17 protein-coding genes and 1 other annotated feature are annotated in these 15,014 nt (G+C 39.4%); of the genes, 13 read left to right on the top strand and 4 right to left on the bottom strand.

Annotation, left to right across the window (positions count from 1 at the left end):
- Positions 1 to 193: 193 nt before the first annotated feature.
- Positions 194 to 703, bottom strand: coding sequence for a ClbS/DfsB family four-helix bundle protein (locus tag IGL36_RS00150; RefSeq protein ID WP_002405038.1), 510 nt, complete (start codon positions 701 to 703; stop codon positions 194 to 196).
- Positions 704 to 710: 7 nt separating this feature from the next.
- The gene (locus IGL36_RS00155) at positions 711 to 1,178 is read right to left on the bottom strand and encodes a VOC family protein (RefSeq protein ID WP_002397711.1); all 468 of its coding nucleotides are present in this window, start codon (positions 1,176 to 1,178) and stop codon (positions 711 to 713) included.
- 64 nt (positions 1,179 to 1,242) lie between these two features.
- On the opposite strand from IGL36_RS00155, the gene IGL36_RS00160 reads away from it, so the two are divergent.
- Complete coding sequence (locus IGL36_RS00160; protein ID WP_002385468.1) at positions 1,243 to 2,190, top strand: helix-turn-helix transcriptional regulator; 948 nt, start codon at positions 1,243 to 1,245, stop codon at positions 2,188 to 2,190.
- Between the two features lie 91 nt (positions 2,191 to 2,281).
- On the opposite strand, the gene IGL36_RS00165 is transcribed toward IGL36_RS00160, so the two are convergent.
- Both IGL36_RS00165 and proB read right to left on the bottom strand, forming a co-directional pair.
- Complete coding sequence (locus IGL36_RS00165) at positions 2,282 to 3,535, bottom strand: glutamate-5-semialdehyde dehydrogenase (protein ID WP_002385467.1); 1,254 nt, start codon at positions 3,533 to 3,535, stop codon at positions 2,282 to 2,284.
- Positions 3,522 to 4,337: a glutamate 5-kinase gene (gene proB, locus IGL36_RS00170; RefSeq protein WP_002389550.1), complete on the bottom strand. Its 816-nt coding sequence runs from the start codon at positions 4,335 to 4,337 to the stop codon at positions 3,522 to 3,524. The genes IGL36_RS00165 and proB overlap by 14 nt, the downstream gene beginning before the upstream one ends.
- 319 nt (positions 4,338 to 4,656) lie before the next feature.
- Here proB and IGL36_RS00175 point away from each other — a divergent pair, with 319 nt between their 5' ends.
- The 12 genes from IGL36_RS00175 to IGL36_RS00230 all read left to right on the top strand — a co-directional run bounded on the left by IGL36_RS00175 (position 4,657) and on the right by IGL36_RS00230 (position 14,852).
- On the top strand, positions 4,657 to 5,142 hold the full coding sequence (locus IGL36_RS00175) for a dUTP diphosphatase (protein WP_002361472.1): 486 nt from the start codon (positions 4,657 to 4,659) through the stop codon (positions 5,140 to 5,142).
- Positions 5,143 to 5,220: 78 nt separating this feature from the next.
- Positions 5,221 to 6,591, top strand: coding sequence for a DNA repair protein RadA (gene radA / locus IGL36_RS00180; RefSeq protein ID WP_002356050.1), 1,371 nt, complete (start codon positions 5,221 to 5,223; stop codon positions 6,589 to 6,591).
- Between the two features lie 100 nt (positions 6,592 to 6,691).
- Complete coding sequence (locus IGL36_RS00185) at positions 6,692 to 7,837, top strand: PIN/TRAM domain-containing protein (protein ID WP_002368622.1); 1,146 nt, start codon at positions 6,692 to 6,694, stop codon at positions 7,835 to 7,837.
- Positions 7,838 to 7,855: 18 nt separating this feature from the next.
- The gene (ispF, locus tag IGL36_RS00190; protein ID WP_002367570.1) at positions 7,856 to 8,329 is read left to right on the top strand and encodes a 2-C-methyl-D-erythritol 2,4-cyclodiphosphate synthase; all 474 of its coding nucleotides are present in this window, start codon (positions 7,856 to 7,858) and stop codon (positions 8,327 to 8,329) included.
- 52 nt (positions 8,330 to 8,381) lie between these two features.
- Positions 8,382 to 9,839, top strand: a complete 1,458-nt coding sequence (gltX, locus tag IGL36_RS00195; RefSeq protein ID WP_002381335.1) for a glutamate--tRNA ligase — start codon at positions 8,382 to 8,384, stop codon at positions 9,837 to 9,839.
- Positions 9,838 to 10,044 (top strand) — a binding site (T-box leader). Its footprint overlaps the gene before it by 2 nt.
- A 64-nt stretch (positions 10,045 to 10,108) precedes the next feature.
- The gene (gene epsC / locus IGL36_RS00200) at positions 10,109 to 10,648 is read left to right on the top strand and encodes a serine O-acetyltransferase EpsC (RefSeq protein ID WP_002356054.1); all 540 of its coding nucleotides are present in this window, start codon (positions 10,109 to 10,111) and stop codon (positions 10,646 to 10,648) included.
- Positions 10,641 to 12,053 (top strand): cysteine--tRNA ligase, encoded by a 1,413-nt coding sequence (cysS, locus tag IGL36_RS00205; protein ID WP_002364581.1) that lies wholly within the window; start codon positions 10,641 to 10,643, stop codon positions 12,051 to 12,053. Before epsC ends, cysS begins: the two co-directional genes overlap by 8 nt.
- The gene (locus tag IGL36_RS00210; protein WP_002356056.1) at positions 12,050 to 12,448 is read left to right on the top strand and encodes a Mini-ribonuclease 3; all 399 of its coding nucleotides are present in this window, start codon (positions 12,050 to 12,052) and stop codon (positions 12,446 to 12,448) included. Before cysS ends, IGL36_RS00210 begins: the two co-directional genes overlap by 4 nt.
- Positions 12,438 to 13,295 carry a 23S rRNA (guanosine(2251)-2'-O)-methyltransferase RlmB gene (gene rlmB / locus IGL36_RS00215; RefSeq protein ID WP_002356057.1) on the top strand — a complete coding sequence of 286 codons (858 nt, stop codon included), beginning with the start codon at positions 12,438 to 12,440 and terminating at the stop codon, positions 13,293 to 13,295. Before IGL36_RS00210 ends, rlmB begins: the two co-directional genes overlap by 11 nt.
- 14 nt (positions 13,296 to 13,309) lie before the next feature.
- Positions 13,310 to 13,840 carry an NYN domain-containing protein gene (locus IGL36_RS00220; protein WP_002364580.1) on the top strand — a complete coding sequence of 177 codons (531 nt, stop codon included), beginning with the start codon at positions 13,310 to 13,312 and terminating at the stop codon, positions 13,838 to 13,840.
- Between the two features lie 85 nt (positions 13,841 to 13,925).
- Positions 13,926 to 14,492, top strand: a complete 567-nt coding sequence (locus IGL36_RS00225) for a sigma-70 family RNA polymerase sigma factor (RefSeq protein WP_002356059.1) — start codon at positions 13,926 to 13,928, stop codon at positions 14,490 to 14,492.
- 57 nt (positions 14,493 to 14,549) lie between these two features.
- A complete protein-coding gene (locus tag IGL36_RS00230; protein ID WP_002383497.1) occupies positions 14,550 to 14,852 on the top strand; it encodes a Veg family protein in 303 nt (100 codons plus the stop codon).
- The last annotated feature ends 162 nt before the right edge of the window (positions 14,853 to 15,014 follow it).

Raw genomic sequence — 15,014 nt, forward strand, 5'->3', positions numbered from 1 at the left:
GAAATAAGATGAAAACGTTATTAAAACAACGTTTTCATCTTATTTTTTCTAGAATTTACAAAGATTTAATGTCGAACAAATAAGCATTGTGGAAAAGTTTTTTGGAAAAAATAAGAAATTTCATCCACAAAGTTTTCTGTGGAGAATTTAAAAATGCTTGTCAAGCTTTTTTTGAAAAAATGTGGATAACTTTTTAAAGACACACTTTTTTCCATTTGCGAATTTGCGTTCGGAAACTAGTAAAAGGGGCAACGCTATTAATGTGAATCCATTTCCAAAGAGGCCATTGTGCTTTGGTGGTCGCCCAAGCCCGTTGTTGAGGTAAAAATAATTCGTCTTCGGAAAGCGAGTCAATCCAATGAAGCAATTTTTCTAAGGTGTCTTGCAACGCAATCAGCTGACTTTCTAAACTCATTTGTCCATAGGTTTGATAAAATGATTGATAGAGAGCACCCAGTTGATTCCATTTATAACCTTCAGCTGGCGTTTGAACGGTCAGACCACGTTGTTCTTGTTCTTCCCAAGAAAGCAGCAAGTTGAGCCAGCCTAATTGATAGGCTAAGTTCTCTGAAGGTGTTTTAGCTACTGTTTCAATTCGGTGATCTTTAAGTGTTTCAGGAATTTCTGCAAATTCAGCTAAATATTTTTGTGAAGCTATTTGAATGGCCTCAATCAAGGCTTCTTTTGATTCATAGGTTCGCATTCTTCGGCTAACTTCCTTTCTTGGTAGGATCTGCTTGTTTTTCTTGAGTAATTTGAGTGACTAAACCAAAAGGATCTTTCACAATCGCATAAAATGTTGCAAATTCATTTTCAATTGGTTCTTGGATAATACAGGATTCGGGATGGCGCGTGAGTTTTTCAAAAATTGTTTTGGCAGAGTGACGGCTATTGACGGTTAAGCTGAGGGTCAATTGTTCTGTGGGCGTGGTATTCATTCCTGCAAACAAAGGATTATCAGCTAGTTGTAATTGAAAAGTGTCCATTTGTAAAATCGAGTGAGAAAGCCAGTGTTCTTCGCCAGCGGGAATGGTCAAAGAAGGATTTAAGCGCTCTTTAAATTCTTGATTAGTAATTTTAAAAAGAATATCACCAGCAAAGGCTTCTTGGTAAAACGTCAAGGCTTCCGTTGCTCGTCCATTTAAGACCATAAAAAGGGCAAATTGTGTGTTTTTCATTGTTTGAACCTCCTAAGATTGATAAGATAAGCATAACAATAAAAGGTGTCAAAAAGTGACACCGATGGAGGGAAAAATGAAAAAATCAGAACGTTTAAATCAGGAACTTTTTTTCTTGAGAACCCATCCTCAGTTTAATTTAAATCAGTTAATGAAAACTTTTGGGATTTCTAAAAGCACAGCTTTGCGGGATATTGAAGCTTTGGAAAATTTAGGCGTGCCGCTATATGTGGAGAATGGTCGTTATGGTGGCTATCGAGTTTTAAACAAACCGTTGTTGCCGCCGATTTATTTTAACGAAAATGAAGTGTTAGCGATCTTTTTTTCGTTACAATTACTGAAATTAGTCGCAGAGTCACCGTTTGGTCATTCCTATCAGCAAATTCAGCAAAAATTATTGCATTCTTTAGATGAACCAACCCAATTTAAAATCAGTCAAATGAGTAAGGTCGTCTATTACGAAGGAATTGAACAAGTAGAAGCACCAGGCAATTTAGAGCAGCTGTTTCATTGTATTTTGGCGCAACAAGTAATTCAGTTTAACTATACCAGATATGAAGCAACAACGAAAAAAATCTTACCAACCCGGTTAACTATTTTAGAAGGGTATTGGTATTGTTCAGGCTATGATGTGACTAAAAAGGCTTGGCGTACTTACCGCTGTGATTTTATGGAGGCTATTCAGCAATTAAACCAAACACTGGATTTTACGACTGAAGAACTGAAAGAATCGTATCGCCATCAACAAACGACGGCACGTACGATTCCATTTAAAGCAATCATTACAGAAAAAGGCAAAGAATTTTTTTATAAACATCGCTTTGACAATATTCAGTTGGAAGAAACGCCCACGCAGTGTTTTTTAGTTGGACAGATTCATCCAACAGAAACACAATTTTTAGCCAACTATTTTATGGGCTTTGGTGAAGAAGTGACAATTTTAGAGCCAGTCCAAGTGAAACAAGCATATGTAGAAAGTATAATGAGGATTCAAAAAAAATATCAAGAATAGATTGTGGAACTGTGAACAATCTCATGTGTAAAAATGCACATTGGAGAGGAGAAAGAAAAACCCTTGATTTTTAAATCAAGGGTTTTTCTTTCTAAGAACGTGCTTGCCCATTTCCATAAATAACATATTTTGTCGAAGTAAGCTCTGCTAAGCCCATAGGTCCACGGGCATGTAATTTTTGCGTACTAATGCCGATTTCGGCGCCAAATCCAAATTCAAAACCGTCCGTGAAACGAGTTGAAGCATTCGCATAAACAGCGGCTGCATCCACTTGTTGTAAAAATTGTTGTGTGGCAAAGTAATTATCACTAATAATACTTTCAGAATGTTTTGTATTGTAGCGATTAATATGCTGGATGGCTTCGTCTAAAGAATCAACGACTTTCACTGCTAAGATAAAGTCGAGAAATTCCGTTTCCCAATCTTGTTCAGTCGCTGGAATGGCTTCTTCAAAAATTGCTAACGCACGTTCATCTGCCCGAAGTTCCACGTGAAACTCCTTCAAGGCTTTTTCAATTGTTGGTAAAAAGGCTTCAGCCACTTCTTGATGAATTAATAACGTTTCGGCGGCGTTACAGACAGAAGGACGTTGACATTTAGCATTGACAATAATTTCAGTTGCCATTGTTAACTGGGCGTCTTTGTCCACGTAAATATGACAATTGCCTGTGCCTGTTTCAATAACAGGAACAGTGGCTGTTGTCAAAACAGTTTTGATTAAATTGGCGCCGCCACGTGGAATGAGGACATCCAAGTAGTCATTTAAGCGCATAAGTTGTTGGGCTGTTTCTCTAGAAGTATCATCAACAAATTGAATGAGATGGGGAGAAACGGCTTCTTGGATTAGCGCTTCTTGTAAAATTGTCACCAATATCTGATTGGAGTGAAACGCTTCTTTTCCGCCTCGAAGAATAACAGCATTTCCTGATTTGAAACAAAGGCTAGCGGCATCTGTTGTCACGTTTGGCCGCGATTCATAAATGATTCCAATAACACCTAAAGGCACGCGTTGTTGCCCAATTAACAGCCCCGCTTCATTGCGCCACATTTTATCTACTTCCCCAATTGGATCGGGTAAAGTAGCGACTTGGCGTATGCCCTCGGCCATCGCTGTGATCCGTTCTTCTGTTAAACGTAAGCGGTCTTGCATTGTTTCAGAAATTCCGTGGGTAGCGGCTTGCTCTAAATCTAATGCGTTTGCTTGTAAAATGCGGGGTGCATTGGCTTCAATGGCTGCGGCCATTTTGTTTAACAAAGTATTTTTTTGACGAGTATCCATCAAGCCTAGCGTATAAGAGGCTTCTTTAGCTTGTTGCCCTAGTTGCTTTAAATCAGTCACTTTCATGCCCTCCTTTAATAAATAACGTACCGATATCTTTTCCTTCTAAAATTTCAAAAATGATTTTTGGCTGCTTTCCGTTTGCTAAAATCATCGCCTGTTGATTAGCTAACACACGTTCAGCAGCTTTTAATTTACTAGACATCCCACCAGTGCCAAAGCGGCTCCCCTTACCACCGGCTAATTGGAACAAGTCTTCATTAATTTCATTGATTTCAGAAAATAATGTGGCTTCTTTGTTGACAGTAGGGTTATCTGAAAAGAAACCATCAATATCTGATAACATAACTAACAAGTCAGCTTGAACAATTTGGCAGACAATGGCAGACAATTGATCGTTATCCCCGAACTTGGTTAAGTGATCCAATTCTTCAATTGCGACAGTATCATTTTCATTGACGATAGGAATAATATTCATTTTTAACAGTTGTTCAAAAGTATTGGTAACATTATTGCGACTTTCAGGATATTCAATAACATCACGAGTTAATAAAACTTGTGCCATTTGTTGGCTATAGGTTGAAAACCGCTGATTATAAATGTTCATTAATTCTGCTTGTCCGACTGCAGCGACTGCCTGTTGTTCTGGAATTGTCGTTGGGCGCACAGATAGATTTAATTTATTCAGTCCGACACCAATTGCGCCAGAAGAAACTAAAATAATTTCTTTGCCTTGGTTGCTTAAATCACTCAAAGTAAAGGCTAATTGATCAATTGCTTTTAAGTTAATATTGCCATTGGGATAAATCAGAGAACTGGTTCCGACTTTGATCACAATTCGTTTGGCCTGTTGGAGTTTGTTTCTCATAAGTGCCTCGTTTCTTTTTACAGTAAAATTTGACACTCATTATAACAAAATCAGCGGCTACTAGAAAGTGCTAAATAATGAATAGTAAAGAAAGTTTAATGAAAGTGTGAACTTTTTGAGGGAATCTTGGGACTTTTTGGGATTTGGTCTGTTTATTTTAAGAGAAGATGATAGACTAAAAGAAGGAAAATAAACAAAAATTCTCCTCTTTTTTGCGTAGTCTAGATTAACTGGGCTTTTAGAAATGAGAAACTTACTAAAAACAACCAGAGTATCAGAGATTATGGTAAAATAGGAGTAGTTTAGACAGTAGGGGAGAATGAATATGAAACAACGTGGTTTTGAGATTATTTCTAAGTATCAAGAAGAGGGCTTGAGTGTCCCACAACGAGCAACAAAAGGTGCCGCGGGGTATGATTTTCAAGCAGCCGAAACGGTCGTTGTACCAAGTCTTTGGAAGTTACAACAAGCTGGAGAAAATCCCAAACCAATTTTAGTTAAAACAGGAATTAAGGCGTATATGCCTGATTCTGAATATTTAGAATTGGTAAGTCGTTCTTCGAACCCGCTAAAACGATTCCTACTTTTAGCGAATGGTGTCGGAGTCATTGACAGTGATTATTATAATAACGAGAATAACGAAGGACATATCATGTTCCAATTTTTAAACTTTGGATATGAAGATGTTGTCATTGAAAAAGGTGAACGAATTGGCCAAGGGATTTTTAAGCCGTTTTTATTAGCGGATGATGACCAAGTCGAGGCAGAAAGAACGGGCGGTTTTGGTTCGTCTGGACAAAAATAAAGCCCATTTTTTCAGTAGGCAACGTTATTCAAACCATTTAATAAATGTTAAAATAAACAACAGATAAGGAGATTCTACATGGCAAAAAAAGCAAAAGTTCAATTTGAATGTCAAAGCTGTGGGTATGTGTCTCCAAAATATCTCGGCCGCTGTCCTAATTGCGGACAATGGAATTCGATGGTGGAAGAGGTTATTCAAGATACTTCTGATCGTCGTGCTAGAGTAAGTTTGACTGGTAAAAAGACACAACCACAACGGCTATCTGAAGTCGTACCTAAAAAAGAGCCGCGTGTAAAAACTGAATTAGTGGAGCTGAATCGGGTTTTGGGTGGTGGCGTTGTTCCAGGTTCGTTAGTTTTAATCGGTGGCGATCCCGGAATAGGTAAGTCAACATTGCTCTTACAAGTATCGCAACAATTAGCAGCCACAGGTGGCACGGTTTTATATGTTTCTGGTGAAGAAAGTGCTGAGCAAATTAAATTACGAGCGGAGCGTCTAGGCACCGTCAACGAGACATTTTACTTATACGCAGAAACAGATATGCACGAAATATCACGAGCCATTGAAAAATTAGAACCAGACTATGTCATTATTGACTCGATTCAAACAATGACGCAGCCAGATGTTACCAGCGTTGCTGGTAGTGTCAGTCAAGTCCGAGAAACAACTGCCGAATTATTGAAACTGGCAAAAACGAATGGGATTGCCATTTTTATTGTCGGACACGTAACGAAGGAAGGGTCTATCGCAGGGCCACGGATGTTGGAACATATGGTAGACACGGTTCTTTATTTTGAAGGAGATAAGCATCACACCTTTAGAATCTTACGGGCTGTCAAAAATCGGTTTGGCTCAACGAATGAGATTGGTATTTTTGAAATGCAGACACATGGATTGGTTGAAGTTATGAATCCTTCTCAGGTCTTTTTAGAAGAACGTTTAGAAGGAGCCACCGGATCTTCAATTGTGGTAGCAATGGAAGGTTCACGCCCCATTTTGGTGGAAATCCAAGCGTTAGTTACTCCAACGATGTTTGGCAATGCCAAGCGAACGACCACCGGGTTGGACTTTAATCGCGTTTCTTTAATCATGGCGGTTTTAGAAAAACGGGCAGGCCTTTTGTTACAAAACCAGGATGCGTATCTAAAAGCGGCTGGTGGAGTCAAAATTAATGAACCAGCTATTGATTTAGCGTTAGCAATCAGTATTGCTTCTAGCTATAAAGAAAAAGGAACCTCATCTTCAGAATGTTTCATTGGTGAGATTGGTTTAACTGGTGAAATCCGCCGCGTGAATAGTATTGAACAACGAGTGCGTGAAGCGCAAAAACTAGGCTTTACAAAAGTCTATGTCCCTAAAAATAACCTTGGTGGCTGGGAAGCGCCTGAAGGTATTGAAATTATTGGCGTTTCAACAATTGGTGAAACGTTAAGAAAAGTTTTTAAATAATGAAAGTAGAAATAATCCGTTTAGGTTGTTGGTGGCGTATGATTTTTGTACGCCCCACAACACTAGATGTCTTTATTAAATAAACGAGGAGGATGGCTATATGCAAAAACGAATCATCACGTTGCTGATGATCATTGCTGGTGCAAGTTTAGGAATTTCTCTTTTCCCAATGGCTTGGGAAATGGCTAAGCAAGGCAATAACAGTTGGTTAAACAATAACTTTACGAACGGATTAATCGGTGCAATTATTTTCTTTATTTTATCTTTAGGGTTAGCAAAGTATATTGTTTCCGCTGTCAAAAAAATCGAAGCAGCTTTAAATGAAATGAGTTTAACCTATTTATTATTTGGAAGTATTGGTGCCATCATTGGTTTAACAATTGGCGTCATTATTTCCATTCCAATGTACAACTTACAAATTCCTGTCGTGAATAGTTTACTGCCAATTCTAGTTATGATTATTCTGGGTTACTTAGGTTTCCGAATGGGAACAACACGGATTGAGGAGTGGAAAAAAGTTTTTACACCTCGCCAAAAGAAAGCAAATACGGAAGACACCGAAGGACAAATGTTGGAACGTAAAGTGGAAGACAACTTCCATAAATACAAAATTTTAGACACCAGTGTCATCATTGATGGCAGAATCTACGATATCGCTAAAACAGGCTTTTTAGAAGGTGTTTTGCTCATCCCTAACTTTGTTTTATATGAATTACAATACATTGCTGATTCTGGAGACAGTTTAAAACGGGTGAGAGGTCGTCGTGGCTTAGATATTTTAAATGCTTTACAAAAAGAAGAAGGTATCTCCGTTGAGATGTATGACGGAGATTTCGAGGATATCTCTGAAGTAGACAGTAAATTAATCAAATTAGCAAAATTATTAGATGGCGTGGTTGTGACCAATGACTACAACTTAAACAAAGTCTCTGAATTTCAAAATGTGCCTGTTTTAAACATTAATGCTTTAGCTAATGCTGTGAAACCAGTGGTGATTCCAGGTGAAACGATGAATGTGATGGTTGTAAAAGCCGGAACAGAGCGTCAACAAGGGGTCGCTTACTTAGATGATGGCACAATGGTTGTGGTTGAAGATGGCCAGCATTACATGAATGAGCAAATCGAAGTGGTCGTTACAAGTGCTTTACAAACCGCAGCTGGGCGTATGATTTTTGCCAAACCGGCGCACGCGGGTCGCGGGATTAATGATCGCAAGGATAACCATCCTAAAAACGATAAAAATTAAGCAAAGTGAGGACTTAGTATGATTCGAATCGGTCAAGGTTTTGATGTTCATCAATTAGTTCCGCAACGACCTTTAATTATTGGTGGGGTTACTCTTCCTTATGAAAAAGGTCTGTTAGGTCACTCAGATGCCGATGTTTTAACACATGCAATTATTGATGCAATCCTTGGTGCCGCTGGTCTGGGTGATATTGGGCAACTGTTTCCCGAAACCGATCCGCAGTTCAAAAATGCGAATTCTGTAAACTTATTAAAAAAAGTAAATGAAAAAGTTGGGCGGTCGGGCTTTACTATTGGCAATATTGATTGTACAATTTTAGCGGAAGAGCCAAAGATGAGCCCATACTTGGCAGAGATGAAAAAGAATCTAGCCGCGAGTTGCCACTTAGCGGTCACACAAGTGAACATTAAGGCAACGACCATGGAAACGATGGGCTTTGTTGGTAAAAAAGAAGGAATCGGCGCAATTGCCGTTGCTTTATTGGAAAAATAACTGAAAACGACGTTAAACCGTCTGTTTTTAAAAAATGGAAAGAGGAATGAACATGACGAAAGTTCGTGTGCGTTACGCACCAAGTCCAACTGGACACTTGCACATTGGGAATGCAAGAACAGCATTATTTAACTACTTATTTGCCCGCCACAATGACGGAGAATTTATCATTCGTATCGAGGATACCGACCAAAAACGGAACATCGAAGACGGCGAGAAAAGTCAGTTGGAAAACTTAGCATGGTTAGGGATGGAATGGGATGAATCACCTGCTCATCCGGGAGAATATGGTCCATATCGTCAATCAGAACGTAAAGAAATTTACCAACCATTGATTGATCAATTATTAAGCAGCAATCGTGCGTATAAGTGTTATTGTACGCCAGAAGAATTAGAAGCAGAACGTGAAGCACAACAAGCTCGTGGGGAAATGCCTCACTACGCAGGCACTTGTGCGAATTTAACACCTTCTGAACAAGCAGCCAAAGAAGCGGCTGGTCTAGAACCAGTGATTCGTTTCCGTGTGCCACGTAATACAGAATACAAATTTGATGACATCGTGAAAGGTGAAATTACTTTTGAGTCAGATAACATTGGTGGCGATTTTGTCATCCAAAAACGCGATGGGATGCCAACGTATAACTTTGCCGTTGCAGTAGATGATCACTTAATGAAAATTTCTCACGTTTTACGTGGCGATGATCACATTGCGAACACACCAAAACAATTAATGATTTACGAAGCGTTTGAATGGACACCACCTGTCTTTGGCCATATGACCTTAATCATTAATTCAGAAACTGGCAAAAAATTGAGCAAACGTGATGAAACAATTTTACAATTTATTGAACAATACCGTGAATTAGGTTACTTACCAGAAGCCATGTTCAACTTTATTGCTTTACTAGGATGGTCTCCTGTTGGCGAAGAAGAAATCTTCTCACAAGAAGACTTGATTAAATTGTTTGATGAACAACGCTTAAGCAAGTCACCAGCGGCCTTTGATGCGAAAAAATTAGAATGGATTAACAATCAATACATGAAACAAATGGACTTAGGTGAACTAACAGATATGTGTATTCCTTATTTAGTCGCTGACGGTCGTGTTGAAGAAAATCCATCTCCTGAAAAAATCGAATGGTTAAAACAATTAGTTAGCTTGTATCAACCACAAATGAGTTATGCAGCTGAAATTGTGGAACTATCAAACTTGTTCTTTAATGAACATCCAGTTTTAGATGATGCTGCGAAAGAATTCTTGCAAGGAGAAACAGTGCCAACTGTGTTACATGCGTTTAAAGAACAATTAGAAGCCTTGGACGTTTTCGATGTCCCAAGTATTAAAGCAGCGATTAAAGCCGTCCAAAAAGAAACCGGCGTTAAAGGCAAAAACTTGTTTATGCCAATTCGAATTGCTGTTTCTGGACAAATGCATGGTCCTGAATTAGGCGAAACCATCGAATTATTAGGCAAAGAAAAAGCATTAGATCATTTAAATAAAGTGTTATAAAAACACAAAGAATAGAAGAAGTAGACAAGCAGATGGATTTCAGAGACGCTGTGGGTGGTGAGAACAGCGAGCATCTTTTGTCGAAATGCATCTATGAGTGGCTTTGGTGAAAAAAGTAACCGAAGACGTCGGCAGGCGTTAACTGTATCGAGGCAAGAGCTAGTTCTTGTGAAGAAAAGTGGAACCACGCATGGGCGTCTTTTAAGCAACGTTTTTTTGTTGCTTAAAAGACGTTTTTTATTTTTGTATAATAGAAAGGAGTTCACCATATGAGTTGGTTGAAACGTAGCGTCGCAGCTGTTAAAAGAAACGATCCTGCAGCGCGGACCACACTAGAAGTTCTTTTAACGTATCCTGGCTTGCACGCCCTGTTTTGGCATCGCTTGTCTCATTTCTTATATAGGCATCAGTTGTTTTTGTTGGCGAAGATTCATGCACAATTTTGGCGTTTCATAACGGGCGTAGAAATTCATCCTGGGGCCACAATTGGTGCGGGGGTTTTTATCGATCACGGCATGGGCATTGTGATTGGGGAAACCGCGGAAATAGAAGAAGATGTTGTTTTGTTTCACGGAGTGACGTTAGGTGGGACCGGTCGTGATACGGGTAAACGCCATCCAACAGTGAAAAAAGGAGCGATGATTTCGGCACGAGCTCAAATTTTAGGGCCAGTTGTGATTGGTGAACGTTCAAAAATTGGGGCGGGTGCTGTTGTTATTTCAGACATCCCAGCAGATGCTACAGCTGTGGGTGTTCCTGCGAAAGTCGTTCGTCTAAATGGAAGAAAGGTGGAAAAAGGGCATGATTAAAATTTATAATACATTGACCAGAGAAAAAGAAGTATTTACGCCAATTGAGGCGCATAAAGTTCGGATGTATGTCTGCGGACCAACCGTGTATAACTATATCCATATCGGTAATGCGCGCAGTGCGATCGCCTTTGATACAATTCGTCGTTATTTTGAATATCGTGGGTATGAAGTGAATTATGTCTCGAATTTTACAGATGTCGATGATAAAATTATCAAGGCAGCCAAAGAATTGAAAATTACTGCGCCGGAAGTGGCGGATCGTTTTATCAAAGCCTTTGAAGAAGACACGCAAGCATTGAATGTTCAACCAGCAACGTTACATCCTCGGGTGATGGACCACATGCCTGATATCTTAGCTTTCATCGAAGTTTTAATTGAAAAAGGTTTTGCTTATGAGGTCGCAGGTGATGTGTATTATCGCACCCGTAAATTCCCTAATTATGGTAAATTAAGCCATCAATCGATTGATGAATTAGAAGTGGGGGCAAGTCAACGAACTGGCGTTGAACAACAATTAAAAGAAGACCCATTGGATTTTGCTCTTTGGAAAAGTGCCAAAGAAGATGAAATTTCTTGGGATTCTCCTTGGGGGAAAGGACGTCCCGGCTGGCATATTGAATGCTCTGTCATGGCGACAAAACACTTGGGAGAGACGATTGATATTCATGGCGGTGGACAAGATTTAGAATTTCCACATCATGAGAATGAAATTGCACAGAGCGAAGCCAAAACAGGTCATACCTTTGCCAATTACTGGATGCATAACGGCTATGTCACAATTGGTGAAGACGATGAAAAAATGAGTAAATCCCTAGGTAACTTCATTACTGTTCATGAAATGATTCAAAAAGTGGATCCGCAAATTTTACGTTTCTTTATGTCCACCACCCAGTATCGTCGCCCGATTCGTTATAGCGAAAGCACTCTAAAAGAGGCAGCAGCCAATTATCAAAAATTGAAAAATGCGTTTGAAAATTTACGTTTTAGACAAGCAGATGCGGTCGCAAGTTTGCCAGAGGATGAACACTATTTGGCTCAATTAAACGAATTAGAACAACGTTTTATTACGGAAATGGACGATGATTTCAATGCAGCTAACGGGATTACGGTCGTTTATGAATTAGCGAAGATGATGAATCAGTATAGTGAACAAGCGACAGTTTCGGAACCAATTCTAGTGGCGATGGATAAGCTTTTCAGTGGCTGGTTAGCTATTTTTGGTTTATTCTTTAAAAACGAAGAATTAGTGGATGCACAAGTCGATGCGTTAATTGAAGAACGGAACCAAGCACGGAAAGACCGTGATTTTGCCCGAAGTGATGAAATCCGCGATTTATTAAAAGAACAAGGCATTGTTTTAGAAGATACTCCGCAAGGAACGAGATGGAGAAGAAGTGAATGAGAGATTACAAACAATTAAACGGTTTAGCTTTGGCCTATGTTGGCGATGCGATTTATGAAATTTACATTCGTGATTATTTAGTTTCCTTAGGACAAACGAAACCGAATGTTTTGCATCGCATGGCGACACACTACGTGTCAGCAAAAGCCCAAGCAAGCTTAATGCAAGCGATGTTAGCGGGAGAAATGCTAACGGAGGAAGAAGAAGTGATGTACAAACGCGGTCGGAATGCTAAAAGTCACACCTTTGCCAAAAATGCTGATGTGACGACCTATCGGGTAGCGACCGGTTTCGAATCCTTGATGGGTTATTTACATTTAACACAACAAAAAGAACGTTTAGAAGAATTAATTAACTGGTGTATCAAGAAAGTAGGTGAAACCAATGAAAAATGAAAAATCTCGTCCTTTTAAAAAAGGTAAGAAACGTCCAGAACGTTCAGATAAGCGTTCAAAAGAACGGAACCCACGACCAGCGACAGCAGGTGCTGATGGAACCTCAGAAGAGCTAGCAGATAACTTTGTCTTTGGTTTCCATGCCACTGTTGAGGCGTTGCAGCAAGGACGCGGGAATAAATTGTTTTTACAAGAAGATGCTCGTGGCGAGAAAATTGAGCAATTAAAACAAGCAGCGAAAGAACAGGCTGTTCCAGTCAAATGGGTGCCTAAAGCAAAATTAGATACGATGAGTGATCACGGCGTGCATCAAGGCATGGTTTTAGCAATCACGGCGTATCAATATTTAACTTTAGAAGAATTATTGGAACAAACAAAAGAAAAGACAGAAACACCATTTTTCCTAATTTTAGACAGTCTAGAGGACCCACATAACTTTGGCTCAATTTTGCGAACAGCTGATGCGACAGGCGTGGACGGTATTATCATTCCGAAACATCGTGCAGTGGGAATTACACCAACCGTAACCAAAGCGTCAACAGGGGCCGTGGAACATATTCCAGTGGCTCGTGTAACGAATCTAGCACAAAGTATTGCAACGCTAAAAGAGAATCAATTTTGGATTTTTGGTACAGATATGTCTGGGACGGATTATCGTCGCTGGAATACACAAGGCGCAATTGCCTTAATCATCGGAAATGAAGGTCGTGGCATGAGTCAAGGTCTTCATAAAGAAGTGGATGAATTATTAACGATTCCAATGACTGGACACGTTCAAAGCTTAAACGCTGGTGTGGCTGCAGGCTTGCTAATGTATGAAGTCTATCGTGGCCGCAACCCATTATAGAAGCAGGCGATTGTATGAAAAAACAATTGTTAATCGTTGATGGCTATAATATGATTGGTGCTTGGCCAGAATTGGTCCAGTTGAAAAAGCAAGAGCGTTTAGAGGATGCGCGTGAACTGCTTCTTAGTCGTCTGTCCAATTATGGCAAATATGAAGGGTTGGAAATCATTGTGGTCTTTGATGCCCAATTAGTCCCAGGTATTCAGCAAACGTACAAAAAGTACCTTTTGACCGTGGTTTTCACCAAAGAAGATGAAACAGCAGATAGTTATATTGAACGTCTAGCTGGTGAAAAAAATGATCGTTTAACGCAAGTAACAGTCGCAACGAGCGATTTGGCTGAACAATGGGTGGTCTTTTCACAAGGTGCATTGCGGACTTCGGCCAATGAACTTTACAAAGCTGTCCAGAAAACAGAAAAGACGATTGCCATTCATGCAACGGATATCCATTTCCAGCAATTTCGTCGAAATTCTCCATGGAACGTGGAGCAGTTATCAAAACTTTCTGAGAAGCTAGAAGAATTGTCTCAAAAAAAAGATTAAACAAATGTTCGCTTAAGTCATAAATTTCTAACATGCTATGCTCTCCTAAATCATTCGATACGTTTATCGAAAAGGAGGGCTTTTTATGTTAGAACAGATTCAACAAGCATTAGCAGGAGACCAAGAACAATTTCAAGCCTTATATGGGCAATATCAGCCAGTGATTTATAAGTGCATGAAAAAATACTATTTAAAAGATTATGATACTGAGGACTGGCTTCAAGAAGGGCGAATTGTCTTCTTTCGGACGTTAGAACGATTTGATTCAGAAAAACAAGCATCATTAGGAAAGTTTTTTAAACGAAATTTTGAAAATCACGTACATAGCTTAATTCGCCATCAATGCGCCTATAAGCGGCGAACAGATACCTTGTCTATTTCTCTGGAACAACGATTAGAAAGCGCTGGTGAAGAGTTAGTGGACTATTTAGGGACAGCGGCTACCGACCCATTAGGTCAATTAATGATTCAAGAAAAATTGGCAGCTTTTCCGACACGTCTTTCCTCGTTGGAACAACAAATTTTAAACGCATACTTAAAAGGCTACACGTTAGAAGAAATCGCTAAAGTGCGTGGGGGAACTTTTTCAGCTGTCCGAAGTGCCTATGATCGTGCCAAAGCAAAAATGAAATATACATTAGAAAATGAATAAAAATTCGACAAAACAGCCGGTTTGTCGAGCAAAAGTAGTTGCAAACAGACTTCTAGTATGATAAACTTGAAATTTTTTAAAAAAAGTGATATAATGTTTCTCGAGGTGAATGCAATGCCAACAACGTTATCGTCAATTAAGAAAGATTTGGAAGGCCGTATCGGCAGTGAAATTATGTTAGTTGCTCAGACTGGAAGAAAGCGCCAAACAGAACGTAAAGGAATCTTAACGGAGACTTATCCATCTGTTTTTGTTGTTGACTTGGATCCAGACGAGAACTCATTTGAACGTGTATCTTATAGCTATTCAGATGTTTTAACACGCACCGTTGAAATCGAATTCATCGGTCAAGCCGTATAATTTAGAAAGTCCGCTTAGGAGTGAAGGAAGAGCCCTTCGTTCCTAAGCTCTTTTTAATTTCACCCATCTGTTGTCAGAGAAAGAGCAATCTTCGGTGTACTTCTTCATGGACATATGATAGAATCTAAAAGATTAAAATGTTGGTAGACAAAAGATTAAGGA

It is taken from the genome of Enterococcus sp. AZ011, from assembly GCF_050548355.1.
GTDB classification, from domain to species: domain Bacteria; phylum Bacillota; class Bacilli; order Lactobacillales; family Enterococcaceae; genus Enterococcus; species Enterococcus faecalis.

What these genes read in the sequence shown, in the direction of transcription:
- IGL36_RS00150 (WP_002405038.1), bottom strand. Translation starts at nt 703, where the DNA reads ATGCGAACCTATGAATCAAAAGAAGCCTTGATTGAGGCCATTCAAATA.
- IGL36_RS00155 (WP_002397711.1), bottom strand. Translation starts at nt 1,178, where the DNA reads ATGAAAAACACACAATTTGCCCTTTTTATGGTCTTAAATGGACGAGCA.
- IGL36_RS00160 (WP_002385468.1), top strand. Translation starts at nt 1,243, where the DNA reads ATGGAGGGAAAAATGAAAAAATCAGAACGTTTAAATCAGGAACTTTTT.
- IGL36_RS00165 (WP_002385467.1), bottom strand. Translation starts at nt 3,535, where the DNA reads ATGAAAGTGACTGATTTAAAGCAACTAGGGCAACAAGCTAAAGAAGCC.
- proB (WP_002389550.1), bottom strand. Translation starts at nt 4,337, where the DNA reads ATGAGAAACAAACTCCAACAGGCCAAACGAATTGTGATCAAAGTCGGA.
- IGL36_RS00175 (WP_002361472.1), top strand. Translation starts at nt 4,657, where the DNA reads ATGAATATGAAACAACGTGGTTTTGAGATTATTTCTAAGTATCAAGAA.
- radA (WP_002356050.1), top strand. Translation starts at nt 5,221, where the DNA reads ATGGCAAAAAAAGCAAAAGTTCAATTTGAATGTCAAAGCTGTGGGTAT.
- IGL36_RS00185 (WP_002368622.1), top strand. Translation starts at nt 6,692, where the DNA reads ATGCAAAAACGAATCATCACGTTGCTGATGATCATTGCTGGTGCAAGT.
- ispF (WP_002367570.1), top strand. Translation starts at nt 7,856, where the DNA reads ATGATTCGAATCGGTCAAGGTTTTGATGTTCATCAATTAGTTCCGCAA.
- gltX (WP_002381335.1), top strand. Translation starts at nt 8,382, where the DNA reads ATGACGAAAGTTCGTGTGCGTTACGCACCAAGTCCAACTGGACACTTG.
- epsC (WP_002356054.1), top strand. Translation starts at nt 10,109, where the DNA reads ATGAGTTGGTTGAAACGTAGCGTCGCAGCTGTTAAAAGAAACGATCCT.
- cysS (WP_002364581.1), top strand. Translation starts at nt 10,641, where the DNA reads ATGATTAAAATTTATAATACATTGACCAGAGAAAAAGAAGTATTTACG.
- IGL36_RS00210 (WP_002356056.1), top strand. Translation starts at nt 12,050, where the DNA reads ATGAGAGATTACAAACAATTAAACGGTTTAGCTTTGGCCTATGTTGGC.
- rlmB (WP_002356057.1), top strand. Translation starts at nt 12,438, where the DNA reads ATGAAAAATGAAAAATCTCGTCCTTTTAAAAAAGGTAAGAAACGTCCA.
- IGL36_RS00220 (WP_002364580.1), top strand. Translation starts at nt 13,310, where the DNA reads ATGAAAAAACAATTGTTAATCGTTGATGGCTATAATATGATTGGTGCT.
- IGL36_RS00225 (WP_002356059.1), top strand. Translation starts at nt 13,926, where the DNA reads ATGTTAGAACAGATTCAACAAGCATTAGCAGGAGACCAAGAACAATTT.
- IGL36_RS00230 (WP_002383497.1), top strand. Translation starts at nt 14,550, where the DNA reads ATGATAAACTTGAAATTTTTTAAAAAAAGTGATATAATGTTTCTCGAG.